This is a genomic window from Candidatus Omnitrophota bacterium, from assembly GCA_026387175.1.
In the GTDB taxonomy this organism is placed as follows: Bacteria; Omnitrophota; Gorgyraeia; order 2-01-FULL-45-10; family 2-01-FULL-45-10; genus CAIMPC01.
Window position 1 is genome coordinate 37,109 of the sequence record JAPLME010000011.1, and the last position, 25,567, is coordinate 62,675.

The 25,567-nt window shown below is 50.8% G+C and carries 25 protein-coding genes and 1 tRNA gene; 25 read left to right on the forward strand and 1 reads right to left on the reverse strand.

Annotated elements, in window-relative coordinates; genetic code table 11:
* The first annotated feature begins 1 nt into the window (after window position 1).
* Genes gspG through pilO form a run of 6 tightly spaced genes read left to right on the forward strand, consistent with a single transcriptional unit; the run spans window position 2 to window position 4,719 of the window.
* Complete coding sequence (gspG, locus tag NTY76_06380) at window positions 2–421, forward strand: type II secretion system major pseudopilin GspG (GenBank protein MCX5678717.1); 420 nt, start codon at window positions 2–4, stop codon at window positions 419–421.
* On the forward strand, window positions 396–899 hold the full coding sequence (locus tag NTY76_06385; protein MCX5678718.1) for a prepilin-type N-terminal cleavage/methylation domain-containing protein: 504 nt from the start codon (window positions 396–398) through the stop codon (window positions 897–899). Before gspG ends, NTY76_06385 begins: the two co-directional genes overlap by 26 nt.
* A complete protein-coding gene (locus tag NTY76_06390; GenBank protein MCX5678719.1) occupies window positions 886–1,632 on the forward strand; it encodes a type II secretion system protein in 747 nt (248 codons plus the stop codon). The genes NTY76_06385 and NTY76_06390 overlap by 14 nt, the downstream gene beginning before the upstream one ends.
* Complete coding sequence (locus tag NTY76_06395; protein MCX5678720.1) at window positions 1,619–2,647, forward strand: type II secretion system protein GspK; 1,029 nt, start codon at window positions 1,619–1,621, stop codon at window positions 2,645–2,647. The genes NTY76_06390 and NTY76_06395 overlap by 14 nt, the downstream gene beginning before the upstream one ends.
* Window positions 2,644–4,161, forward strand: coding sequence for a pilus assembly protein PilM (gene pilM, locus NTY76_06400; GenBank protein MCX5678721.1), 1,518 nt, complete (start codon window positions 2,644–2,646; stop codon window positions 4,159–4,161). Before NTY76_06395 ends, pilM begins: the two co-directional genes overlap by 4 nt.
* A 12-nt stretch (window positions 4,162–4,173) precedes the next feature.
* Window positions 4,174–4,719 carry a type 4a pilus biogenesis protein PilO gene (gene pilO, locus NTY76_06405; GenBank protein MCX5678722.1) on the forward strand — a complete coding sequence of 182 codons (546 nt, stop codon included), beginning with the start codon at window positions 4,174–4,176 and terminating at the stop codon, window positions 4,717–4,719.
* Between the two features lie 69 nt (window positions 4,720–4,788).
* Here the strand turns inward: pilO and NTY76_06410 are convergent, their stop codons facing one another.
* A complete protein-coding gene (locus NTY76_06410) occupies window positions 4,789–5,112 on the reverse strand; it encodes a hypothetical protein (GenBank protein MCX5678723.1) in 324 nt (107 codons plus the stop codon).
* Between the two features lie 84 nt (window positions 5,113–5,196).
* Here NTY76_06410 and NTY76_06415 point away from each other — a divergent pair, with 84 nt between their 5' ends.
* From NTY76_06415 to NTY76_06505, 19 genes are all read left to right on the forward strand, one after another.
* Window positions 5,197–6,174, forward strand: a complete 978-nt coding sequence (locus tag NTY76_06415) for a metallophosphoesterase (protein ID MCX5678724.1) — start codon at window positions 5,197–5,199, stop codon at window positions 6,172–6,174.
* Window positions 6,175–6,190: 16 nt separating this feature from the next.
* Window positions 6,191–7,285 (forward strand): LptF/LptG family permease, encoded by a 1,095-nt coding sequence (locus tag NTY76_06420; protein MCX5678725.1) that lies wholly within the window; start codon window positions 6,191–6,193, stop codon window positions 7,283–7,285.
* Between the two features lie 8 nt (window positions 7,286–7,293).
* A complete protein-coding gene (trxB, locus tag NTY76_06425) occupies window positions 7,294–8,244 on the forward strand; it encodes a thioredoxin-disulfide reductase (GenBank protein ID MCX5678726.1) in 951 nt (316 codons plus the stop codon).
* Between the two features lie 58 nt (window positions 8,245–8,302).
* Window positions 8,303–8,377 (forward strand) — tRNA-Phe (locus NTY76_06430).
* Window positions 8,378–8,439: 62 nt separating this feature from the next.
* Window positions 8,440–8,940 carry an NUDIX hydrolase gene (locus tag NTY76_06435; GenBank protein MCX5678727.1) on the forward strand — a complete coding sequence of 167 codons (501 nt, stop codon included), beginning with the start codon at window positions 8,440–8,442 and terminating at the stop codon, window positions 8,938–8,940.
* A gap of 4 nt (window positions 8,941–8,944) precedes the next feature.
* Window positions 8,945–10,123 carry a class I SAM-dependent rRNA methyltransferase gene (locus NTY76_06440; protein ID MCX5678728.1) on the forward strand — a complete coding sequence of 393 codons (1,179 nt, stop codon included), beginning with the start codon at window positions 8,945–8,947 and terminating at the stop codon, window positions 10,121–10,123.
* A gap of 205 nt (window positions 10,124–10,328) precedes the next feature.
* Window positions 10,329–11,123, forward strand: coding sequence for an FkbM family methyltransferase (locus NTY76_06445; GenBank protein MCX5678729.1), 795 nt, complete (start codon window positions 10,329–10,331; stop codon window positions 11,121–11,123).
* A 497-nt stretch (window positions 11,124–11,620) separates the two neighbouring features.
* Complete coding sequence (locus NTY76_06450) at window positions 11,621–12,988, forward strand: TolC family protein (GenBank protein ID MCX5678730.1); 1,368 nt, start codon at window positions 11,621–11,623, stop codon at window positions 12,986–12,988.
* Entirely contained in the window at window positions 12,972–13,862 is an 891-nt protein-coding gene (locus tag NTY76_06455) for an efflux RND transporter periplasmic adaptor subunit (GenBank protein ID MCX5678731.1), read from the forward strand. Before NTY76_06450 ends, NTY76_06455 begins: the two co-directional genes overlap by 17 nt.
* Before the next feature lie 22 nt (window positions 13,863–13,884).
* On the forward strand, window positions 13,885–14,655 hold the full coding sequence (locus NTY76_06460) for an ABC transporter ATP-binding protein (protein ID MCX5678732.1): 771 nt from the start codon (window positions 13,885–13,887) through the stop codon (window positions 14,653–14,655).
* Complete coding sequence (locus NTY76_06465; protein MCX5678733.1) at window positions 14,652–15,620, forward strand: ABC transporter ATP-binding protein; 969 nt, start codon at window positions 14,652–14,654, stop codon at window positions 15,618–15,620. The genes NTY76_06460 and NTY76_06465 overlap by 4 nt, the downstream gene beginning before the upstream one ends.
* On the forward strand, window positions 15,617–16,747 hold the full coding sequence (locus NTY76_06470; protein MCX5678734.1) for an ABC transporter permease: 1,131 nt from the start codon (window positions 15,617–15,619) through the stop codon (window positions 16,745–16,747). The genes NTY76_06465 and NTY76_06470 overlap by 4 nt, the downstream gene beginning before the upstream one ends.
* 8 nt (window positions 16,748–16,755) lie before the next feature.
* Window positions 16,756–17,886, forward strand: coding sequence for an ABC transporter permease (locus NTY76_06475; GenBank protein ID MCX5678735.1), 1,131 nt, complete (start codon window positions 16,756–16,758; stop codon window positions 17,884–17,886).
* 33 nt (window positions 17,887–17,919) lie between these two features.
* On the forward strand, window positions 17,920–19,497 hold the full coding sequence (locus tag NTY76_06480) for a carbohydrate porin (GenBank protein ID MCX5678736.1): 1,578 nt from the start codon (window positions 17,920–17,922) through the stop codon (window positions 19,495–19,497).
* Between the two features lie 24 nt (window positions 19,498–19,521).
* Window positions 19,522–20,538, forward strand: a complete 1,017-nt coding sequence (gene chvE / locus NTY76_06485) for a sugar ABC transporter substrate-binding protein (GenBank protein MCX5678737.1) — start codon at window positions 19,522–19,524, stop codon at window positions 20,536–20,538.
* Between the two features lie 9 nt (window positions 20,539–20,547).
* Complete coding sequence (gene gguA / locus NTY76_06490; GenBank protein ID MCX5678738.1) at window positions 20,548–22,059, forward strand: sugar ABC transporter ATP-binding protein; 1,512 nt, start codon at window positions 20,548–20,550, stop codon at window positions 22,057–22,059.
* Window positions 22,056–23,186, forward strand: a complete 1,131-nt coding sequence (gene gguB, locus NTY76_06495) for a sugar ABC transporter permease (GenBank protein MCX5678739.1) — start codon at window positions 22,056–22,058, stop codon at window positions 23,184–23,186. Before gguA ends, gguB begins: the two co-directional genes overlap by 4 nt.
* A complete protein-coding gene (locus tag NTY76_06500) occupies window positions 23,183–23,923 on the forward strand; it encodes a ribonuclease Z (protein ID MCX5678740.1) in 741 nt (246 codons plus the stop codon). The genes gguB and NTY76_06500 overlap by 4 nt, the downstream gene beginning before the upstream one ends.
* A gap of 16 nt (window positions 23,924–23,939) precedes the next feature.
* Entirely contained in the window at window positions 23,940–25,562 is a 1,623-nt protein-coding gene (locus NTY76_06505; protein MCX5678741.1) for a hypothetical protein, read from the forward strand.
* The last annotated feature ends 5 nt before the right edge of the window (window positions 25,563–25,567 follow it).

The window sequence follows — 25,567 nt, forward strand, 5'->3', positions numbered from 1 at the left end:
GATGACGGGAAGAAAAAAAGGCTTCACCCTTATTGAACTTATGATAGTCGTGGTAATAATAGTGGCGCTGGCGTCGATGGTCGTGCCGCGCTTAAGCGGACGTACGGAACAGGCTAAAAAAGCCGTCGCGAAAGCGGATATCGGTTCAAACATATCGATGGCGCTGAAGTTATACGAGCTTGATAACGGGAATTTCCCCACCACGGAGCAGGGCCTGGCCGCCCTGGCCTCTTCTCCATCCTCCGCGCCCGTTCCCAGCAACTGGAACGGCCCATATCTTGAAACCATACCTGCGGATCCCTGGGGCAACCCTTATAAATATAAATGCCCGGGCAGTCATAATAAAACGACCTATGATCTCTATTCGGTAGGCAAAGACGGCTTGGAAGAAACGGATGATGATATCAAGAATTGGAAATAGGGTATCCGGCTCAAGACGCGGGTTCACGCTTCTCGAAACGCTGATGGCCATCTCCATTTTAGCCGTAGGGACGGTCAGCGTCCTTCGGGCCTATTCTACATCGGTAAGCGCCATCGAAAGGGCGCAGTATAATATAGACGCGGGTTGCCTATTGAAGTCAGTCATGGGCCTTATCGAGGAGAAGGCTATCACCGGAAAGGGGACGTCGCCGGGCGAGTCATCCGGCGAGTTAAACTCTTCATCCGGTATAAAGATGGACACGACGCAGTCGGATAAATGGGAATGGAGCGAAGAAGTGAAGGATGCCGGCCTCGAGATAAAGAAACCGAAAGAAACGCCCGCATCGGGGGAGAAGAAGCCGGAAAAAGAGGTCTATTCCTTAAACGAGGTCAAGCTTACCGTCGTGAACCACGAACGGAGCCCGTCGAATAAAGTAAGCGTGATAACGTACATGGAGAACAGCAGTGCCGCGCGCTGACGGGGCCAAAGGCTTTACGCTGGTGGAGATGATGCTGGCGGCGGGCATACTGGCGATAATAGGATTAACCATAGTCTCGACTTTTTCCGGCGGGATGAATATTTTTTACAGGATAGAGGGCCAGACCGCGGCCAAAACGGATGTGCTCGTCGCGATGGAGAAGATGGAGAGGGACCTGAGAGACACATTCTGTTACACCGGCATAGACTTCATCGGCAGCTCCAGGAAGATGGCCTTTCCCGGCCTCATAAGGGCATTCAACGATAAGGGCTTGCCCGAGGAGTCGCTGGGCTCGATCTCGTACTATCTCGACGATAGGATGAGGAAAAGGGCCCTCTCCAGAGAAGTGAAAAGATATTCTTATGCCGTCAAAAAAGAAAGTTCCCCGCCAGGCGACATTCTGCCCTTGGCGGAGATAGAGGATGTGAATTTCAAATATTATACCTACGATCCGGAATCGGAATCTTACAACTGGGCGAGTTCATGGGATAAGACCGAAAAGATAAAGAAGAAGAAAGAGGAGGGGGTCGCGACCGGCGACGTGCTCCTTAAAGACAGAGAAGAGAACATCCCTCTGGGGGTCAAGATTGAAATAAGCTATAAGGAGAACGGCAGGACTATTACGCTGAACAGGGCCGTATTTTTGCCGACGGCCGTATCATTGAACCTCGCGAAGATAAAGGCAAAGTCTAAAACGGCGAACGCGACAGGGGCGGCGAGTGAGAAGAAATAGAAGAGGGAGCGTCCTTATCGTGGTCCTGTGGAGCCTGTTCTTTATGGCGATGCTTGCCGTGGCCATAAATTCATATGTCCGGCCGCAGATGGAGTTTTCAAGCAGGTTATCGGCCAATACCAGGATGTATTATATCGCGCGCGCCGGGGTCCAGAGGGCGATCTTCGAGGTCGAGAACGATGAAACCGAAACGTACGATAGCCTGTATGACTCATGGGGCAACAACGACGCGGCTTTCAATAATGTGTCCTTTGGCGGCGGTAAGTTCAGCGTTATAAGGCCGGAGCCGCCGGGCCCCTCCGCCGGCAAGGGGACCAGCGCCGCCCAGGCGGGCGAATCCAAGCCGCAGTACGGCCTTATAGACGAGGAGAGCAAGATCAATATAAATAAGGCCCCGCATGACGTCCTGAAGAATTTATTTGAGAAGATGGCCGGGGTTGAGTCGAAGGAAGCAGACGGTATAGCGGATTGTATACTGGATTGGGTCGACAAGGACGACTCGCTTCATAAGGACGGTAAGGAAGACGACTATTACCAGTCGCTCGGCGATCCCTATCATTGCAAAAATGGCCCTTTTGAGGCCATAGAAGAGCTTCTCCTTGTAGCGGGAGTGACGCGGGAAAGTTTCGATAAGGTGAAGGATATTATTACGATATACGGCAATGGCACAGTTAATGTCAATACCGCGGACGCGCGGGTGCTGGAGGTCCTCGGCTTAACTAAGGAGGCCTCCGAAAGCATAGTAAGCTTCCGTTCCGGACGAAATTCAAAAAAAGAGGGAGAGATTCCGGACAATGTCTTTACGAATGTTTCGGCGATAGCGGGTGTGTTGAACAAGGCGGGCGCCAGTGATGGCGGCGCCAGCCTCATCAGCGCCTCGGCGATGCTCGGCGTGAAATCCGATAATTTCAGAGGCACCGTTAAGGGTTCGCTCGGGAGCTCGGGGCGATCGGAGACGATAACGTTCGTGTACGACAGAAATGATAAGATAATAAAGTACTGGAGAGAAGAATGATCGGCGGCATAAAAAGTTTCATAAATAATATAAAGATACCGCGCTTTCCGCGAAATATGAAATTCATGAAATTTGATTTTAAGGCCGGCGCCGTCGCGGTGGAGATAGGGAACGACTGGCTGAAGATATCCCAGAAGAGCCCCGCCAGGGGTAACGAGTTCATCTACCAGATCAGCCTCACCAAGCTGGCTGAGATCAAAGGCGGAGTAGCGCTCGCCATAGACGATATCTTCAAGGACCTCAAGCTTGACAGGCAGCATGTGGTAGCCTATATCCCGCGCCATCTGGTCACCGTGCGCATGCTGGACCTGCCCGCCACGGATCCCAAAGAGATAAATGATATGATCAATCTGCAGGTGGGTAAACAGACGCCCTATTCGAAGGAAGAGATAGTGTCGTCGCATAAGATAATAGAGATCGGCGCCGCCGGATATGCCAAGGTTATGCTGGTCATAGCGGCGCGCAATATCATCAACGAACGCACGGATACGCTTGTAAAGGCCGGCCTGGACATAAAGAGGGTCGCCATATCTTCCGAGGGAGTTTTCAACTGGTTTACCACCATTCACATGCCGCGCTTAAAACTGGATGATTCTCAAGGTGTGGTAGTGGTGGATATAGATTCCAACTATTCGGATTTCATAGTTATACGCAGAGGGAAGATGGTCTTTACCAGAAACATATTCATAGGCGCAAATCACCTCATGCAGGACTCGGACGAGTGGCGGGATAAGTTTGCGGAGGAATTGAAACGGTCCTTCGAACGGCACCAGAGCGAGGAAAAGAACGTAAAGATAGTAAAGATGTTTTTGAGCGGCGCGGGAGCGAATATAAAAGGGCTGGATATTGTCTTGAGCGCCGGCATCGGGCTCCCCATTGAGGGCATAGACCAGCTTAGCGATATCCGCGCGAGAAATAGCATCGAAGCTTTGCGGGCCGAGAATTTCAGGTACGTTTCGCTGACCCAGCTTCTCGGGGTGTCGATGACCGACAAGGAGCCGCAGATCGATCTCACGACCGGCGAGCAGAAGGTCCAGCATCTGATGGACACGAAGAGGAAACAGCTTACCGTAATGGGGATATTGATAGCATCGATCGTTACAATGCTGTCGTTCCTGTGCCTGACGGATATTTATAATAAGAACGCGTATCTATCGAAGCTGAAACGCATGGCGACAAAGATAGGCGCGGACGCGGATGATATCGAAAAGATGCGGGCGGTGATCAGCCTGGTGGAGAAACGCCTGGATTCCCGCGGTTCTTCGATAGAGGTGATAAATGAGATATACAAGATCACCCCTAAAGAGATATATCTTACGGATATAAATATAGACGAAAAACAGACGGTGGTTCTGAAGGGCGGGGGCCTCGCGATGTCGGACGTATTTAAATATGTCAAGAAGCTCGAAGAATCGGATATGCTCGAGAATGTCAAGACCACATACACGACGACCAAGAAAGATAAGGATACCGAATTCGCGGAGTTTGAGATATCCTGCACTTATCAAAAATAACGGGAACCGAACATGATCAATATGGAATTTTTTTATAAATTATCGAAGAAGGAAAAGATAGGGCTGATGGCGGCCATCGTAGTCATAGCGCTTATGCTCATCGACAGGCTCGTCATAAGCCCCATAGGCAACAGGATCCAGCGTATAGACCAGGAGATAAAATTCAGCGAGAAAAAATTGAGCCGCGACCTGCGTAATATGAATAATAAGGATATCATCGAAAGAGAGTATAAGAAGTATAAAAATTATGTGAAGAAGAGCTCCGTCTCGGACGAAGAAGATGTGGCAAATATACTCGGGGAGATAGAGGGCCTGGCGCGTTCATCCAGCGTCAGCCTGGTCGATATAAAGCCGCAGGCTCCGAAGCGGGCCGATTTTTACAAAGAGTACGCTATCGAGGTGGAAGTGGAAGGCAGCATGGAACAGGTCATCACTTTCCTGCACGACCTGAATAGCTCCGCGCAGTTATTGAGAGCGGTGAAACTCCGTATCGGTCTTAAAGACAAAGAATTATCCGCTATAAAAGCGTCCCTCCTTGTGACCAAGATCTCAATATAAACCGTTTCGATATAAGCGATATAAGGACCGGGTCCTGTGCCAATAGGGGAAGTGTCCCCTTGGCCGTTTTTACCGCGGTGACGTAGCTATCTGCGAGAATTTTTCCGGGTGTTTTATGAAATGCTTTGCGCACGCGTCACAGCACAGATTGTAGATCTTGCCCTTATATTCGATTTTGATGCAGTTGGCCTTATCGATATCATCGTCTGAAACCGGGCAGCGGAAGTTCTTTACGCTTTCAGCCGTGCTGCTTACCTGTTCTTCTTTTGTCAGGATTTTAGCCTCGTCACTCTCATCCCCGCATACACCGTTTCCAGCCCCGATGCCTGCGCATAAAAGCAGGGCTAAAGCTATTATAAAGACACTTTTTTTCAATATATTAAATATATTCATATATCCTCCTTACGGTATCCTCACATCTAAAGTATATCATAAAACTCGCTATAAGGGGAACGGAGGCGAATATTGTTGAAAAATGTGAAAATGGCGTGTAAAATCAATAAAATGAAACGCGCCTTCCAAATCCTGGTGATCACTATTATAGCGATATCTCTTTATTCGCTCACTCCGATGGTATCGTTATACCTGAAAAAAGACGTCCGCCAGCCTACTAACGCGGAAATTGCCGAAAAGCTGAAGAAGAACAAGGGGGAATATTTCGGTTTCATCGTCTTCGGGGATAATCACGCGGGCTTCATATTCGATGACAGCGCTTTCCTTAAACTCATACGGACCATGAACAGAGAGGATCGCTTTAAGAAGCTGCCGATAGATTTCGCGGCTAACATGGGCGATGTCACGTTCTCGAAGGGAAAAGAGTCCGATTACATTATGTACGACCGCCTGCGCTCGATGCTAAAGTGGCCGGTGGTAAGCGTGATGGGCAATCATGACTACCAGAATGGTGGCTGGCGCAGGTTCAATAAACACATAGGAAGCGCTGATTTCTCATTTGTCGATCGAAACTCATACTTTATTATACTGGATAATAAGATCACGGATATTTCTCAGAAACAATTTGAATGGCTCGATGAAGAGCTGGCCAAGGCCTCCGCTTACAAACACAAGTTTATATTCATGCATAAGTCGCCCATCTCCCTTTATCAGCAATCATGGTTCAGGCCCGAACTGGGCCCCTGGTCATACAGGATAATGAAACTTTGCCAGAAATACGGGGTGGATATCGTATTCTCCGGACACGAACATATGTTCAGAGAGAGTGTTTTCGGGGGAGTGCGCTATGTAACATCCGGCGGCGCCGGTATGCTCACGCAGATACCGGAATCGGAGGGAGGATTTTTACATTATGTAGTGGTCAGGGTGTACGGTGACTATGTTGATTATGAAGTCAGAAAAGTCTTCCCGCCGTTCTGGGAATCCGTCACGTACTATATGTGGAAAGAAGCGTTCTATTGCCTGAAAAGAGTTTTCCTTAGGGACGGATTTCTGTTTTAACCCCACCGCCTAAACGATGAGAATATTAAGAGATTACATATTAAAAGAGTTCTTCCACTCATTCTTCCTGACGCTGGTGGTATTCACCTTTGTATTCCTGGTGGGCAACATTATCACACTCGCCAATTATATCATCAATAAAGGCGTCGATCCGTTATCGATATTAAAGCTTTTCATATACCTGATCCCATGGCTCCTGAGCTTCACTTTGCCGATAGCGGTCCTTACGGCCTCGATACTCTCCTTCGGACGGCTCTCGGCCGACGGCGAGCTGACCGCGATGAAGGCCAGCGGCGTATCGCTATTCCGCGTATCGATACCCATCATCATGGTCGGGGTGCTGTGCAGTTTCTTCGCGTTCTTTCTGAACGACCAGATATCGCCCAACGCTTCATTCGCTTCGCGGCGGGTGATAAAGGAGATAGGGATACGCTCCCCGGCGGCGGCCCTGGAGGAAGGCACTTTTATCAGGGGTTTCGAGAACTATATAATATTCATCCATGAAATAAAAGGCAATAAGCTGAAGAACATAAGGATATACCAGCCGCAGGAAGGGAAGCCCACGCGCACTATAGTAGCGGAGGCGGGCGAGATCAACTCTATACCGGCAAAAAATCTTATAGAGCTTAAGCTGTATAACGGGACCAGCGAGGAGCCTTCTCCGACCGACCCCGACAGTTTCTATAAACTCAATTTCAAGACATACTTCATGTCGCTCGACCTCAGTAAGGTATTCAAAAATGAGAAGATACAGAAGAAGACCAGGGAGATGACTATAAATGAGCTCAACGCGGAGATAAAGAATTGCGTCGACCAGAAGATCGATCCGACGCCGCTTCGCGTCGAGATATATAAGAAGATAAATATATCGATCGCGACGCTGATATTCGCGCTGATAGGCATACCTCTGGGAGTGAAGACGGAGCGCAGCGAAAAATCCGTAGGATTTGTCCTGGGGTCCGTTCTATTCGGGGTCTACTGGGCCGCTTTTTCAGGCATGATAGTCGTTGCCGCGACCTCCAAGATACCGCCGATGCTGGCCGCGGCGCTGCCTAACATTGTATTTTTCAGTATAGGGCTGATACTATTCATCTGGACAGCCAGAAAGTAGGATGAGAGATGCCGGAAATGTATGATATAGCGATAATCGGCGGAGGCCCGGCGGGCCTTACGGCAGGGCTCTATGCGTCCCGCGCCAGGATGAAGACGGTCATGATAGAAAAAATGGTGTGCGGCGGCCAGGTGCTGATAACGGACACGATAGAGAATTTTCCCGGCTTTCCCGAAGGCATAAAAGGCCCGGAGCTTGCCGACTTGATGTCCAGGCAGGCGGGCCATTTTGGACTTGAGGTGAGGCAGGCGGAAGCCTCCGGCGTGATCCTTAAGAAGAAAGAGAACGAGGCTTTCTCGGTAGAGTTTACCGATGGAATGAAGCTCGAGGCGCTCTCACTGATAGTGTCGACCGGAGCCAGATGGAATTCTCTCGGCGTGCCGGGTGAGAAAGAGCTTACCGGCAGAGGCGTGTCGTATTGCGCCACATGCGATGGGCCGCTCTTTAAGGGGAAGGAAGTGGCGGTGATAGGGGGCGGGGATACGGCCCTGGAGGACGCGCTATTCCTCACCAGGTTCGCGGATAAGGTTACAATAATCCACCGCCGTGACCGGTTCAGGGGCACAAAGATACTTCAGGAGCGGGTAGGCGCGAATAGTAAGATAGAAGTCCGTTTTAATTCTGTAGCGGTCAGTATATCAGGATCCAGGAAGTGCGAGGCCGTAGAAATAAAGGATGTCAGGACGGGAGGCACCGATTCGATCAAAGTCAGCGGTGTATTTGTCCTGATAGGCATGGCGCCGAACTCGGAAAGCTTTAAAGGCATCATCGGGATGGATGATAAAGGCTATATAATCTGCGATGACGATATGAAGACGTCCATAGACGGCATATTTGCCTGCGGCGACGTGCGCAGGAAGCTATTAAGGCAGGTCGTGACGGCCTGCGGCGACGGCGCGACGGCCGCTTTCAGCGCCCAGCATTATGTGGAGCGCCTGAAGGGCGTCGAGTACAAATGATATTGACTAAGCCCGCCATTCATGTTAGTTTAGATTTCGATATTTTGGAATATATTGTGCCGAGGTAGCTCAGCGGTAGAGCGCTGCCCTGAAAAGGCAGGCGTGGCGTGTTCGACTCACGCCCTCGGCACCATTTTATTGTCCGAAAAATCTGCTAGGGGGCGGGTAGAGAGTGAGATTGGAACAAGGAAAAACATGAAAACTGTCTTCAAGGGAAAATTATTAAAAGTGTTTGTTAAGAAGGTGAGGCTGCCGCATGGGTACCTCGCCACTTACGAGATGGTCCGGCATCCCGGGGCAGCGCTTATCGTGCCGTTTCTGACCGGCGGCAAAGTCATAATGCTGAAGCAGCTCAGGCCCGTCATCGGAAAATACATCTATGAATTGCCGGCGGGCACGCTCGGTAAGAATGAAGTGCCTCTATCATGCGCTCGACGGGAGATAGTGGAAGAGACTGGTTATTCGGCCGGTAAATTTAAGCTTCTGGGCGCTATCTATCCCGTACCGGGGTATTCCACGGAGAAGATATTTATATATAAGGCGGAGGGCCTGAAGAGGGAAGAACGTGCCCCCGAGGAAGATGAAGTGATAGAAGCCGAGGTCCTCACGCGGGCGCAAATAAAGAAGCTATTTAAATCCGGCAAGATCGTTGACGCAAAGACGATAGCGGCGCTGGCCTTCTGCGGGTGGTTATAATATTATGAAAGAGAATTCGGTAAAATTGAGAAGCGGCCGAAACGGAATATTGCGGCCAAACCATCCCTGGATATACAAAGGCCAATTGTTACATCCGGCAGAGCCGATAAAAGGCGGAAGCGTAGTGAGCGTATGGACTTCCGATAATAAATTCGCGGGCCGCGGCTATTATAACCCCACCTCCGAGATTACAGTAAGGCTGCTCACATTTAAAGACGAACCCATAGACGACGCGTTTATCGACCGGAAGATAAAAGAGGCCGTGGCCAGAAGGGTGCCTCTGAGACAGCGGACGAACGCCTATCGCGCTGTATTCAGCGAGGCCGACGGCCTCCCCGGGCTTATAGTCGATATCTACGCGGATACGGCAGTATTCCAGATATTGACGCTCGGTATGGAGCGATTCATAGAAGCGATCGCCGCGGCCATCAGGAGAAACACCGGCGCGCGGTATGTATATGAGAAGAGCGACGGGCCCTTCAGGAAGCGCGAAGGCCTGAAGGTCGTAAAGAGCTGGCATGGCGATAAGGGCAATAGATATATCACGATATCCGAAGGGAAAGCCAAATTTGTTGTCGACATATACGAGGGGCATAAGACCGGATTTTATCTCGATCAGCGTTCATCCAGGCTTGCCATGCATACGATATCGAAAGGCAAGAGCGTTCTGGACCTATTTTCGTATATAGGGGGATTTTCGATCCATGCGGCGCTTTCCGGCGCCGCCAGCGCAACAGCAGTCGATATAAAAGAGGACTGGCTGAAAACCGGCCATAGAAACGCCATCCTGAACAATGCAGCCGACAAAATAGAATTTGTAAAAGCCGATGCCTTTGAATATCTAAAGAAGACCTTCATCTCCGGAAAGAAATTTGATGTCATAATCGTCGATCCTCCGTCCTTTCTTAAAACACGCCATTCGCTCGCGAGCGCTTCGAAGGGCTATAAAGAGTTGAATTACATGGCGATAAAATGTCTTAACAAAGAAGGTGTGCTTGCGACCTTTTCATGTTCCCATAATATGCCGAATGAAGCGTTTTCCGCCCTTTTGAAAGAGGCCGCCTCCGAGGCGAGAAGGGAGTTCACCATATTGAAGAGATGTCATCAGGCGGAGGATCACCCGATAGTGCGATCGATCCCGGAAACCGAATACCTGAAGGGGTATTTTCTCAAGGTGAGTTGACCCCCTTACCCTTAGGGCCCCACTGGAGGAAGATAGGGACAGGTACAAAATTAAGATTAGACCTGTCCCCTCCCATTCTTACAATATAACCCGAATGAATAAAAAAATGGAGGGCGGGGTGGGGTAGGGGGACAGGTCTGAGATAAGATTTGTACCTGTCCCTAAAGAACTAAAGAATAAAGAACTACTACAGAGGAATAAAGATATGTGCGCTAAGCTAAATCAGGTCCTGTCGCGGCTCCTGCCGGAAGGGACGATAAAAGAGAGATTGAAGAGCTCTTACTATAGCCTTTACTATAACAGGAAGCATTTCAAAGAGAATAATTTCCGCGTTTATTATAAGGACGGGCATTTCGAATATAAATTCGACGAAGGCGTTACGTTCAGCTCATACGAAAATATGACGGATGAATTGAAACGCTCGCTTAAAGGGTATCTGGCTAAATATTCTTTGAAACCGGGCGACACTGTGATAGATTGCGGCGCGTATATAGGAGAATTTACATTATACGCCGGTGTGGCCGTGGGAGCGTCGGGTAAGGTTATCGCGTTCGAGCCGGATGCCGGAATATATAAAAAACTGCTCACCAATATCGAGCTTAACGGTTTAAAGAATGTTATAACGGTAAATAAGGGGCTGTGGAGTAAGGACGGTGTCATGAAATTCGTCGGAGATAATATAAAAGGCTATTCATTCATGTTCGCCGAAAATATCGCAGGCGCGGTGGATACGCCGGTCGTGAGCCTCGATAACGAACTTGCCAGGCTTGAGGTTACGCATGTGAATTTCATTAAGGCGGATATAGAGGGTGCGGAGCTTGAGTTTATAAAAGGAGCCGTGAAGACCCTTGGCTCCGGAGACGTCAAAATCGCGATCGCCTCGTACCACAAAATAGACGGTAGGAAGTCCTTCCTTGAACTCGAAAAGATGCTGACCCAGCTCGGCTATAATCCCGAGACCTCTCATCCCGGACACCTCACTACCTACGCAAGTAAATAGATTTTTCGGCTGCAACGCGAAGGCAGGAAACTTTCGGCACCTTGCTTCCGCTTGCCGCTCGCTCGGAATAGGCTTCCTCGCTCGCTGTTGCTAAAATTTCGATGGTGAAGCCTGTACCGCCTATAGGTATCGAAATTTTAGAAAGTCGCTCCAGCAAAGTGCCAAAAGTTCCCTGCCATCTCGCAGAGGCCGAAAAATCTCTTAGGGGAGCGGAGGCGAAAATATCCTGGCGTATAATGCGGTAGCGGGAATTTTTTAGGGGTGACGCTCTTTCCAGCCTTTTTTCGAATAAGAGGCGGTACGTAGTGGGGCTTGCCACGATCGACTAGTTCTACGTGCAAGAGTCGGACACAGCCTCGAATAGGAAAAAAGGCGAAAGAGCGGCAGGACCCCTAAAAAATTCATAAACCATGAAAGACCCGAAGGATATTTTTGCCGTAGTGAAGGATATTTTCGCTTGTGCGGGGAAAACGTATTTGATATAATCATATCCAATAATGATTAAAAAGATATTAATCATCTCCATATTGCTGTTTACGCCCGCGCTCCCTCGCCTCTATTGCGAAGAAGCCTCTAAAACCGTCGACATCAGAACTTTCACATTAAAAGATTCCATTCGCACCGCCATCATGAATAACCGCTCCATCCAGATACAGGAAGAGCAGGTTGATTATGCCAGGGCGGGCATCATGTACGCTAAAAGCGCCTTCCTGCCTCAGGTGGGAGCGGGCTATAGCTATACGCTTAATGACTCCGTCCCAACATTAGTACAGCCGTCGGCCAACTCCAGAAAAGATCCCGGCGTGTACTATGGCTTTAAGAATAATAATCTCGTCACTCTTTCCGCGAAGGAATCCATATATAACGGCGGCGCCGACATAGCCAGTTTAAAACAATCCAAGCTGACTCTCAAGGTCCAGGAAGAGACGCTCCGCGCCGCTAAACTCGACGTCGAGTTTGAGACCAGGAGGCTCTTTTACGGGCTTCTCCTGGGTTACGATACGTTGCGCATAGCGCAGGAGCTTGTCGATCAGGCCGAGGCCCATTATGAACATACTAAAACGATGTTTGATCAGGGTACGGCCTCAAAATTCGATGTCCTGCAGTCCAAGGTGCAGGTATCGAAGCTGATGCCGCAGCTTATAAGCGCGCAGAACGCGATAGACCTGATAATGGCCGACTTCAAAAAACTTCTCGTGATAAAAATGTCAGAGCCCATAGCCATTGACGGGAAACTTGATTACAAGCTTATCGAAATCACAGAAGACGCGTTTTTGAAGGAAGCTTATGGCCGTAACCCGCAGATAATATTGAAACTCCTCGGCATAGATATCAATAGGTGGGCGATCGAATACGCGAAGGCCGGCTGGCTTCCCCAGATCAGCGCGTCGGCCAATTACACCTTCCAATCCGATAGTGCCACTAATATGATCAACCCCAGGCATAGCCTGTGGAACATAGGCGCGCAGGCATCGATCGCTCTTTTCGACGGTTTCGCGACGAAAGCGAAAGTCGACCAGGCCAAGGCGCAGTATAACCAGGCGCGCCTGGCCAAAGAGGATGTCACCGACCAGGTTGCGGTCGATATAAAGCAGGCATGCCTTAACCTGAAAGAATCGAAGACCGTTATCGACTCGCAAAAAGACAGCGTTATCGAGGCGACAGAGGCCCTGAGGCTCGCGAATGTGCGTTTCGACAACGGAGTGGGAATAAACCTGGATGTTCTGGATTCACAGACATCCCTGGCGCAGGTGGAGCAGAATCTGGCCCAGGGAATTTACGATTATCTTATGGCGAAGGCCCAGGTCAACAGGGTAATGGGCCGCTTATATTCCGGAGAGGAGAATTATGGCACTGGATATTAAAGAGAAGTTAAAGGACAAGAGTCCCGGCGCGGTAAAAAAGAGAAGGAAGAACCTGGCGCTGTCACTTTTGGCGATCACGGCCCTGGTGGCCGGCGGCATTTTTATTTACAAGGCCATTACCGGCATCGAGGGCCTGCGCACTATAAAGGTCTCCGGCAATATCGAAGGCAATGAGGTCAAGATATCCTTCAGAGTCGCAGGCCTTATCCAGGAACTGCTGGCCGATGAAGGTAATGTGATCAAGGTGGGCGATTGCCTGGCGCGGCTCGACAAAACTCCTCTTATACAGCAACGCGACGAAGCGGCGGCCGCGGTGAAGCTGGCGGAGGCGCAATACGAATTTGACAGGTTTGAGTATGTGCGCGCGGAAAACCTTTACAAGGAAGGCGCCGTCTCGGCTCAGCAGCGGGACGCGGCAAAGACGAAGGCCGATACCGACAAGGCCAACGTTGATAAACTGAACGCGTCCCTGGCGCTTGCCGAACTCAACCTGACCTGGGGAGACCTGGCATCGCCGCTCAACGGCTATATAACGGTTAAGAGCGCGCTTGCCGGCGAGAATATCCAGATAGCCGGGCCCGTCTTTACGGCGATCGACCTGAATGACATCTGGGTGAGCGCATATGTGGATGAGAAGGACCTCGGAAGGATAAAATTAAACCAGAAAGCACATGTGAAGATCGACGCATATCCGCATAAAAAATATAACGGCTGGATATCGTTCATATCGCAGCAGACGGAATTCACCCCAAAATATATACAGACCACAAAGGAGAGAGTGAAGTACGTCTACAGGATAAAGGTCAAGGTCGATAATTCAAGCCTCGACCTGAAGCCAGGGATGCCCGCGGACGCGTATATAGATGTCGAGTAAAAACTCTATCTAACAAGGTGAAATGTCAGTAATAAAAGCCGTCAACCTCACGCGTAAGTTCAATGACATGACCGCGGTGAACGGGTTGAATCTCGATATTCCGGAAGGCGAGATATTCGGCCTCGTCGGCCCCGACGGCGCCGGCAAGACGACCACTATGCGGCTCCTCACAGGTATCCTCGATCCCACCTCGGGTGAGGGATGGGTCTACGGTAAACATATCCAGAAAGAGGCGGAAGAACTTAAAGATAACATCGCCTACATGTCCCAGCGGTTCGGCCTTTACGAGGACCTGACCGTGCTCGAAAATATAAATTTCTACGCGGACCTTTTCGGCGTATCCGAAAGCGATCGGCCGAAGAAGACAGAAGAGTTGCTGGGTTTCAGCAATCTGACGCCGTTCAAAGAACGCCTCGCAGGTAAACTCTCCGGCGGTATGAAACAGAAGCTGGGCCTGGCCTGCGCCCTGATACACACCCCCAAAGTGCTCTTCCTGGACGAGCCGACCAACGGCGTCGATCCTGTGTCGCGCCGCGACTTCTGGCGCATACTCCATCAATTATTGAAAGAGAAGGTTACGATACTCTATTCGACGTCGTATCTCGATGAGGCGGAGAGATGTAAGAGGGTGGGGCTCCTGCATAAAGGGCAATTATTGAGATGCGATACGCCGGAAGCCATAAAGAAGGAGCTGGGAGTCTCTACGCTTGAGCAGGCTTTTATAGCCATAGTAAATGAATATGAGTCGCATACCCTTCATAGCTTTCCTGCAAAGAAAGAGGGTGCAGGATGAGCCTTGTACCCGACACGAAATCCGATATTGCCGTAAGCGTCTCCAGCCTTGAGAAGACATTCGGGAATTTTACGGCGGTCAATAAGATCAGCTTCGAGATAAAACGCGGCGAGATCTTCGGTTTCCTGGGCCCTAACGGCGCGGGAAAGTCCACAACCATACGGATGCTCTGCGGAATACTCACTCCCACCTCAGGCTCTGGTACGGTCGGCGGTTTCGACATAATAAAAGAGCAGGAAGAGATAAAACAGAATATCGGCTACATGTCCCAGAAATTTTCCCTATACGATGACCTTACCGTAGAAGAGAATATCGACTTTTACGGCGGCATATACACGATCCCCAGGGCGACGCGGCAAGCGCGGGAAGAGAGCATAATCAAGATGGCGGGGATAGAGGAGTTCAGGACCTCGCTCACCAGGACCCTCTCCGGCGGATGGAAACAGCGCCTGGCCCTCGGCTGCGCGATAATACACGAGCCGAAGATAATATTCCTCGATGAGCCGACGTCCGGTGTTGATCCCATAACGAGGGCAAATTTCTGGGGCATAATAAAAGATATGGCGAAGCGCGGGGTCACCGTATTCGTAACTACGCATTATATGGATGAAGCGGAGAATTGCGACAGGATGACGTTGATCTATAAAGGCAATATGATCGCGATGGGAACACCGCAGGAGATGAAGACCAAGGTCATGAAGGACGAAGTACTCGAGGTGATCGTGCCGGTCGCGGAGGATTGGGTCGATAAGGTCCAAACAGCGAAAGGCGTCAAGGAGTCGGCGCTCTTTAGCACGAAGATACACGCGGTGGTCGAAGATTCACTCACTGCTATCCCGGCCATAAAAGAGATCTTCGCCGAAGGCGGTCTGGCGGATTACGATATCCGGAAGATCACGCCCTCGCTGGAAGATGTCTTTGTCTCATCCATCGAAGCGTACGATAAGGAGCATCCCTCCAAGTGAATTTAAGAAGAGTGAAGGCCATCGCCGGTAAAGAGTTCATCCAGATATGGCGCGATCCCCGGAGCCTGGGCCTCGGGATAGCCATTCCGGTCATATTGATAGTGCTCTTCGGGTACGCGCTCTCCCTCGATATCGACCATGTACCAATGGTCGTATGGGACCAGGATAAATCCAAAGAATCCGTAGACTTCCTGCTGAACTTCAAAAATTCGATATATTTCAGCATCAATGCCTACTATGATAATTACCGTGATTTAGAGCGGGACATAAATTACGGCCGCGCGATGATAGGGATGGTGATATGCAAAGATTTTTCACATTACCTTAATTCCGGCCAAAAGGCCCCTGTCCAGCTGATCCTGGACGGCAGCGATTCGAATACGGCCCAGATAGCGCTCGGCTACGTGACCGCGATCACTTCCGCGTATAATGTTAATGTCATCACAAATGCACTGGCAAAGGCCGGAGCGCCCTCCGTTAGCACGCTCGACTTCCGGCCGCGAATATGGTTCAACCAGGATTTCGAATCCAAGAACTTCATCGTCCCCGGGCTCATTGCCATAATCATGATGATCATAGCGGCGCTGCTTACGTCACTGACGGTCGCCCGGGAATGGGAACGCGGCACGATGGAACAGCTGATATCTACGCCCGTAAGGCCCGCTGAACTTATTGTCGGCAAATTCATTCCCTATTTCGCGATAGGCCTTTTAGATCTGGGGATAGCTGTTTTTATGGGCAAGTTCGTTTTTGACGTTCCGCTGCGGGGCAATGTTTTTCTCCTCTTTATATTGAGCTCGGTGTTTTTAACGGGAGCGCTTGCGCTCGGTATCTATATATCCACCGTGGCCAAAAATCAGCTCATGGCGAGCCAGATGGCGCTACTCGTATCATTCCTGCCGACGTTTCTTCTCTCGGGTTTCACGTACGAGATATTCAATATGCCTAAGATAGTCCAGGCGTTCACCTATTTTATTCCCGCGAGATATTTTATCACTATATTGCGCGGCATATACCTGAAGGGCGTCGGGATAGCCGACCTATGGTTCGAGACCTTGTGTCTATTGCTCTTTACTTATCTGGCCACCGGTGCGGCCATAAAGAAATTTAAAAAGAAGATAGTGTAAATACCCATATGCTTGACAGAGTCCTGGCGATATTAAAAAAAGAGTTTCTGCAGATCTTCCGCGACCCGAGGATGCGGATGGTGATATTTGTTTCGCCGCTCATCCAGGTGCTCGTTTTCGGATACGCGGCTACGATGGATATCACGCACGTGCCCATAGCCGTCTATGATATCGATAATACGAAAGAATCCCGGGCGCTCATCCACGATTTCTCCTACTCCCAATATTTCGACATAAAGCATTACGTCAGGGAAGAATCACAGGTTAACGCGCTCATCGATAAATCGAGGGTATTGGCCGTCCTGAAGTTCAACGCGGGATTTTCACGCGACCTTGTCGGCAATAATCCCGCGGAAGTGCAATTGGTGGTCGACGGAACGGATTCAAACGCCGCCTCCATAATACTGGGCTACGCCAATTCGATCATTACGAATTACAACCTCAGGGTCCTGTATGAACGGTCCCAGGTATATCTGGGCGGCGAACATAACCTTCCATACGTGGATTTGCGCGACAGGCGATGGTTCAATGAGAATCTGGAGTCGCGGAATTATTATCTGCCGGGCGTGATAGTACTGATCGTGACCATAATGTCGCTTCTCCTGTCGGCAATGGCGATCGTTAGGGAGAAGGAGATAGGCACGATGGAACAGCTCATAGTGAGCCCGATCAGGCCCGTCGAGCTTATCGTCGGAAAGATACTGCCGTTCGGCGTGATAGCGCTCGTCCAGGTGACGCTTATAACGCTCGTCGGCGTCCTGTGGTTTCATGTGCCGCTGCGCGGCAGTATACCACTCCTCTTCATATGCACCATCCTGTATCTTTTAACGACGCTGGGGGCGGGGCTATTCCTTTCCACCATGTGCGCGACCCAGCAGGAAGCGATGATGTCGGTCTTCCTTTTCAATTTTCCCGCCACTCTGCTCTCCGGGTTTGCCTATCCGATCGCCAATATGCCGCAGATAATACAGTATCTAACATATCTCAATCCGCAGAGATATTACCTTACTATAGTAAGGTATATATTTTTAAAAGGCGTAGGTATAGAAGTGCTATGGGACGAGATGCTGGCGCTCCTTGTTATAGGAGTTATCGTTATAACCATGAGTTCACTGCGCTTCCAGAAAAGGCTCGGATAAGCTGTTTTAATACTATTAACCCGGAGGATTTCGATGAAAAAAGCGATCTTTATAATGGCGCTGACGGCAGCGGTCTTTCTGTGCGCAGGCGCGCGGGTTTTCGCGCAAAGCACCGACGATGACGTTGCGGCTCTCAAGAGAGAGCTTGCGGTCATGAAGGAGCGCATCTCCGCGCTTGAGGCCAGGGTGGCCGAGCACAGGGAAGTGCCTACAAGTGTTGTGGAGGCCGCTTGCCCTGCGATAGCCTCCGCGGTCAAGGAGCAGGTCAAGGAAGAGACAGCGCCCGAAGTGAAACAGATGTCCAAAGAAGCCACATTGGATGTCCTGAAGAAGGCCAGCGTAGAATCGGCTCTCGATTCGCAGGAAGTCCTCATCAAACAACCCGATTACCTGCCTAACTATATCACCAAGGGCCTCGAGTTCCACGGATACTTCCGGTCCGGCTACGGCGTAAATTCTAAGGGAGGGCATATGCAGGCCTTCCAGGCGCCTACTTCGCCCACGACGGTCGCGCCCGCGAAGTACAGGCTTGGTAACGAGCAGGAGACCTACATCGAAACTGTATTCCTGAACAGGAACTGGAACCCCGATCCCGAAGGCGTCACGATCGAGACGCAGATACGTGTCGCCTATCAGACACAGCAGAACCAGACCTGGGATATAAATAATGAAGTTGTTCTGCGCGAGATGTACGCGCGGATGGGACATTTTCTGGATTGGGATCCCGGCGTAAAGGTCTGGGCGGGCCAGCGTTTCTGCCGGTTGCCCGAACTCGATATAATCGATTTCTGGTGGTATGACATGTCCGGCTACGGCGGAGGGCTCGAGGATATAGACTGTAATATAGGCAAGCTAGACGTTACATTTATAGGTTATGCCTCCAATGATATCAATCTGTCGACCCACCAGGGAAGGCTTTCCAAGAGCAATATAAATTTTAAACTGGGCGACGTCGAGGTGCCGTACGGCAAAGGCATGTTCTGGGTAAACGGCGGCTATCTGAAGGGCGGTATAGATACCGCTAATACCAATTTGAAATATCCGAGTATGGGCGGAGTGGATGTGGGTTTCATGCACTATATGCCGGGAGAGTTGAATAATAACCAGTTTGGCGCGCAGTTCGGATGCGGTTCGAACACCTCTCTTTCGGCGGGCGCTAATATACCATCCGGCTTTGATGACAGGAAGTCATGGAGGATACGCCTTACCGATATGTTTAACCGCCAGTTCACGCCTAAACTGAGCGCGCAGGTCGTGGGAGTTTATCAGTACACGGATTACGGCACTACGAGTAAGACAGGAGAGACCTGGGTGAGCTTTGGTATGAGGCCCATCTATATGCTGACCAAGCATTTTGGGATTGAAGTTGAGCCGGGCATGGATTATATTAATAGTCCACAGCAGGATTACGATACGGCTCTCTTTAAATTTACGGCCGGCATACGTATTTCGCCGGGCACCATATTCAACAGCCGTCCGGAGTTCAGGCTCTTCGCCACTTATGCCAAGTGGGGCGACGCTTTCAAGGGTAATCCCGCGCTCGGAGGAGACGCGTTCCTTACGCAGACCGAAGGCATGAATTACGGTATCCAGTGCGAAAACTGGTGGTAAATTAAATATTATAAAGGGGGGACCATGAAAAAATGCATCAGCGGTCTGGTCACGGTACTGGTGGCGTTATCATTCGTGTTTCCAGCGTATTGCGCGCAAGAAGCGCCCAAAAAGATAAAGATCGGAGTCTCTCTCCCGACGCAGCGTGATGAACGCTGGGTCAGGGACGCGCAGAAGATGAAAGATGTCGCTAAAGCCGAAGGTATAGACCTGCGCATGCAGGTCTGCGACAACGATGCGTCAAAACAGATGTCGCAGTGCGAGAACCTGATAGCCGCGGGGATAGACATACTGATACTTGCTCCGCATGACGCCACGTCGGCCGCCGCCATTGTCGATAACGCGAAGGCCGCGGGCTTAAAAGTCATATCCTATGACCGTCTTGTTCTTGACGCAGATGTCGATCTATATGTATCGTTCGATAATTTCGAGGTCGGCCGGCTGATGGGCGAATATCTTACAAAGCTCGTGCCGAAAGGCAATTATGCGGTATTCGCCGGAGCGCCGACGGACAATAATGCCAAGCTTTACAGGGATGGCGCGTTGTCGGCGATAAAGCCGTTTGTCGATAAAGGAGACGTTAAAATAGTCATGGACCAGTGGATAACCGATTGGCAGCCCACGATCGCGATGAACCTGATGCAAAACGCCTTGACCGCCAACAATAATAAGATAGACGCGATCGTCGCTCCTAACGATAACACGGCCGGAGGCATAATACAGGCGCTCGAGCAGGTCGGGTTAGCGGGCAAGGTGCCGGTTACGGGCCAGGACGCCGAGGATACGGCCGCCGAGAGGATCCTTAAAGGCACCCAGACAATGACGGTATTCAAGAATACGAAAGAGCAGGCTGCCGAAGCGATACACGCGGCAGTAAAAATGGTAAAGGGCGAGGATCCCAGCGCGACTTCGACGGTCAATAACCGGAAGAAAGACGTGCCCTCGATATTGCTTAAGCCCGTAGTAGTGGACAAGTCGAATATCGACGATGTCCTGATAAAAAGCGGTTTTATAAAAATTAAAGACACCGGCAAGAAGTAGGCAGAGCTTATGAGCGAATATATTTTACGGATGATAGGTATCACCAAGGATTTCCCCGGCGTAAAGGCCCTGGATAACGTCACATTCAGCGTCAAGCCCGGCGAGATACACGCGCTCGTAGGAGAGAACGGCGCGGGCAAGTCCACGCTGATGAAGATCCTGAGCGGCGTTTATCCGGGCGGCACCTACAGCGGCAAGATAGAGATAGATGACACGGAGAAGCGCTTTAAGAGCACCAAGGAGAGCGAGCACTCAGGCATCGCGATCATTTATCAGGAGCTGGCCCTGGTAAAGCAGCTTTCGATAGTGGAGAATATCTGCCTCGGCGGCGAGATCGCCAGGAACGGCGTTATCGACTGGGACGCGTCCTATAAGCTGGCGGAGGAGGTCCTGAAGAAGGTGGGGCTCAACGTAAATCCTGAATTTCCGATATCATATCTCGGCGTGGGCGAGCAGCAGCTTGTCGCCATCGCGAAAGCGCTCTCTAAGTCCGCGCGGATACTGGTACTGGACGAGCCCACGGCGGCCCTCTCGGAAGGAGAGAGCGCGAAACTCCTGAAGATACTGAAAGAACTGCGCTCGATCGGAGTCACCTGCATATATATCTCGCACCGCCTGAAAGAAGTTTTAGATATAGCGGACAGGATCACGATATTGAGGGACGGCCGCACCGTGGCCACTCATGACAGGAAGGATCTCGACGAGAATAAGCTGATAGCCCTGATGGTGGGCCGCGAAGTCAGCAATATATATCCGAAGAAATCCCGTGTTCCGGGAGATGTCGTTCTCGAAGTGAAGGACTGGACCGTTTACGATCCCGACATCAATAAGACGATAGCCGACGTCAGTTTCAGCCTGCGGCGCGGCGAGGTCCTCGGCATGGCGGGCCTGATAGGCGCCGGACGCACAGAGCTCGTCATGAGCTTCTTCCGCTTCTGGGGAAGGAAGGTCAAGGGGCAGATATTCCTGGAAGGCAAAGAGTTGGAGCTGAAAGACGCCGGTTCGACCATCGCCTCCGGAATAAGCCTTGCCTCGGAGGATAGGAAGCGCTACGGCCTGGTTCTCGATGAGGATATACGCAAGAATATATCCCTTGCCTCGCTCGACAGGATATCCAGATATACCGTCGTGAACGTCATAGATGAGATCCGGAGCGCCGAGCGCTATACGGCTGAGCTTAAGATCAAGACACCGTCGATAGAGCAGAAGGCCGGGAACTTGAGCGGCGGAAACCAGCAGAAGGTGGTGCTGGGCAAGTGGCTTATGACGATGCCCAAAGTGCTGATACTTGATGAGCCGACGCGCGGCATCGACGTCGGAGCGAAAGTCGAAATATATAATATCATAAACGAGCTTGTCGATAAGGGAGTCGCGGTGATAGTTATATCGTCGGACCTTCCCGAAGTGCTCGGGATCTGCGACCGCATACTCGTTATGCATGAGGGCCGTTTCACCGGGGACCTGCCGGCGAAAGAGGCGACGCAGGAAAAGATAATGCACTACGCTACCGGAGGAGAATGATGAAGATATCATTTATGCAGAATATTCGTAAGTACACGATGCTTATAGCGCTTATAGGGATATGGCTGATCTTTTCGATCATGACCCAGGGCGTATTTATAAGCCCGCGCAATCTTTCGAACCTCTTCTTACAGACGGCGGCAGTCGCCATTATCACGATCGGGATGACGCTCGTTATCGTGACACGGAATATCGACCTGTCGGTAGGTTCCGTTGCCGCGCTCGCCGGAGCCGTAGCCGCGTACCTTAACGTAAGGATGGGCCTTCCCGCCTGGACGGCAATTACGGCGGCGCTGGTCACCGGCCTGGCGATAGGCGCATGGCACGGTTTCTGGATAGCGTATCGGCTTGTGCCGGCATTTATAGTCACACTGGCCAGCATGATGATATTTCGCGGGGCCGTTCTCGGCATAACAGGCGGAGCGACGATAGCTCCTCTTTCCGCGGGCTTTAAAGGAATAGGCCAGAACTACATATCGCCTCATATAAGCGTATGGATTGGACTTGCGGTAATTTGCCTGTATGTCATCATCGGCTTCTTTAAGCGGGGAAGAAGAGCAAAAGTCGGTTTTTCGGTGCAGAAATTTCCGTTCTTCGCGGTCAAGACGGCGGCCGTATGCGCGGCGATCGTCGCGTTCTTCATGATCCTTGTCGAGAATAGAGGCATTCCGTACGCGGTGATACTTGTAATGGCCCTGGCAGCGTTATTTAATTTCATGTCCCGCCAGACGGTATTCGGCCGTCATCTCTATGCCATCGGAGGCAATCCCGACGCCGCTTCGCTCTCCGGTATCAATATACAGAAGAGGGTTATGATGCTGTATGTTATATTCGGCGCGCTCACCGCGGTCGGAGGGATGGTCCTTACGGCGCGGTTGAATGCCGCGACGACATCCGCCGGACAAGGGATGGAGCTAGATGTAATAGCGGCCGCGGTTATAGGAGGCACAAGTCTCATGGGCGGAGAGGGGACCATATGGGGTTCGGTGATCGGCGCGCTCATAATGGCGAGCCTCGACAACGGTATGAGCCTGATGGATACCAATATCACTTATCAGTATATAATTAAGGGTATGATACTCCTCTTGGCGGTATGGGTCGATATAGCTACAAGAAAGAAAACGTGAAGATCTCATTTCTCGGTACGAACGGATGGTATGATACGGCGACAGGCAATACATCATGTGTCCTGGCCGAGACAGACGCGCATTATATAATCTTCGATGCCGGTTCCGGGTTCCAGAAGGCGAGGGATATCATTACATCGGATAAGCCGGTATTCCTCTTTATAAGCCATCTGCACCTCGACCATCTGTTTGGCCTCCATACTTTGCCGCTATTCCGGATTGCGCAAGGCATCGATATATACGCCCCCCGAAATGCCGTTAAGCTTTTGCACGGATTCCTGAAGAGGCCTTTCACATCACCGCCGTTTCTCCTGAATACGAAATTGCGTTTTCATGCCCTGGAAGGAAGAGAGCGCTTTCCCTTCGATTTTGAGATGAGAAAACTGCGGCATGCCGTGCCTTGTTACGGCTATAGGATAGGCTTTCGAGGCAGGACAATCGCCTACTGCACGGATACCGGCGAGTGCCGGAACCTGGGTCGCCTTGCTTCCGAAGCGGACCTGTTGATTACCGAATGCGCGATGGCGCCGGGCGACAAATCGCGGAACTTGTTTCATCTGACACCCGAGGCCGCCGCGAAGGCCGCGTTAAACGCTTCGGCAAAAAAATTGGCGCTCTTCCATTTTGATCCGGGTAAATATCCAGCGTTCGAGAATAGAAAAAAAGCCGAAGACTCCGCAAAGAAGATATTCCCCGGCACGATTGCCGCTAATGACGGCACCGAAATTACCATATGATCAATAAGGAAAAGTTATGAAGAAGGTATTGATTGGCATATCGGTTATCCTGATCGTCGCGTTAGCCGGAATAGGAATATTCGTAGCGACGTTTGATATCGCTCCTTATAAAGGATTTATTATATCCCGGCTTGAGCGGATGACTGGCAATAAGGTAGAGATAGGCCGTCTTTCCCTGAAATGGAAGAACGGCATCCTCTTAGGGGTCGAGGATTTCAAGATGTATACGAAACCCGTAGGAAACCGGACGGCCTCATTGACATTTGATAGCGCCAATGCCCTGGTGGAGCCGGCGGCCCTCCTGATGCGCAGGGTGCCGATCTCTTCGTTAGATATATATAATGGAACGATCCGGTTTCAGGATATGGCGACGGAACCCGCATCGGATATCACTATTCGCAAGATCGAGGCTAAAATCAATAATATCTCCGACGCGGGAGCGATGCGTTTTACCGTTAAGATGGCCCCCGTAAGCGCTGACCAGAATATGCTGCTCTCAGGCACCGCAGGCGGCTTTGTTTCAGGCTCGCCATTTATAAGAGATTGCGATATAAAGGCCGATTTGGCCGCAATCGATCATAACGAACTTGAAAAGGCATTTCCGGTCCTGCAAAAACTGGGGCTCGCACCAGGCCTCGCCGGCGAGCTGGCAGTTAAGATCAGGGAACTCGAATTTTCGAAAGGTAAGATTTCGAAACTTTCCGCGGATATATCGCTTTCCCGCGGAAAGATAGTTATAGTGTCGTTAAAAGCGCCTGTGGATAATATAAATTTGTCGGTTTCCGCCGAAGGTAACAGCGCCACCGTAAATTCTTTCTCCGCGGAGCTCGCCGAAGGCTCTTTAACCCTGAGCGGGAAATCCGACGATATCTTCGTTTTGCCGAAAACAACTTTCCGGGCGGCCGTAGAAGTGCGGGGCGTAAAATCTTTCATATCTAAGGTATTGGCGCGGAAGCAGAACATGGACGGCAATATGCGCCTTACGTTCGACGGCTCCATGTCGGGCCTCTCATGGCCGGATATCTCGAAGACGCTCTCCGGAGGCGGTGAGTTCTATCTGGATAGAGGCGTTGTGATGAATACCAACATTCTGAACCAGACGCTCGGCTCGCTTACACTATTTCCCGGCCTGAGCGATATGGCCAGGGGGTATGTGCCCGAGCCGATCCAGCAGGCTTTTGCGAATAACGACACTGTGATCGAACCGCTTCGCCAGTCATATACGATAGAAGAAGGTTACGTGATGATGCCGAATTTAGACCTACGGACTGATACGTTTGATTTGCGCGGCGAGGCGAAATCCTCGCTGACCGGGGATATTTCAGGCAGCGGTGTGATACGATTTGCGCAGGATGTCTCAGCCGCTATGCTAAAAGCGGCGCCGGAGATGAAATATATAACGGACAGCCAGGGCATAGTCGAATTCCCGCTATCCTTCAAGATCGGCGAAAACGGTTTTAAAGCGATCCCGGACATGAAATACATAGGCACAAAGGTCGCTGTGCAGAAGGCAGGGGATGCTGTAGCCGGTTTTATTCAAAAGGCATCCGAGAGCTCCGCGGATCCAGGATCCGCCGGCATCTCCTCAGGCAAATTTCCGAAATTGAAAGACCTGATCAAGGGCCTTAAAGATCAATAATGGAG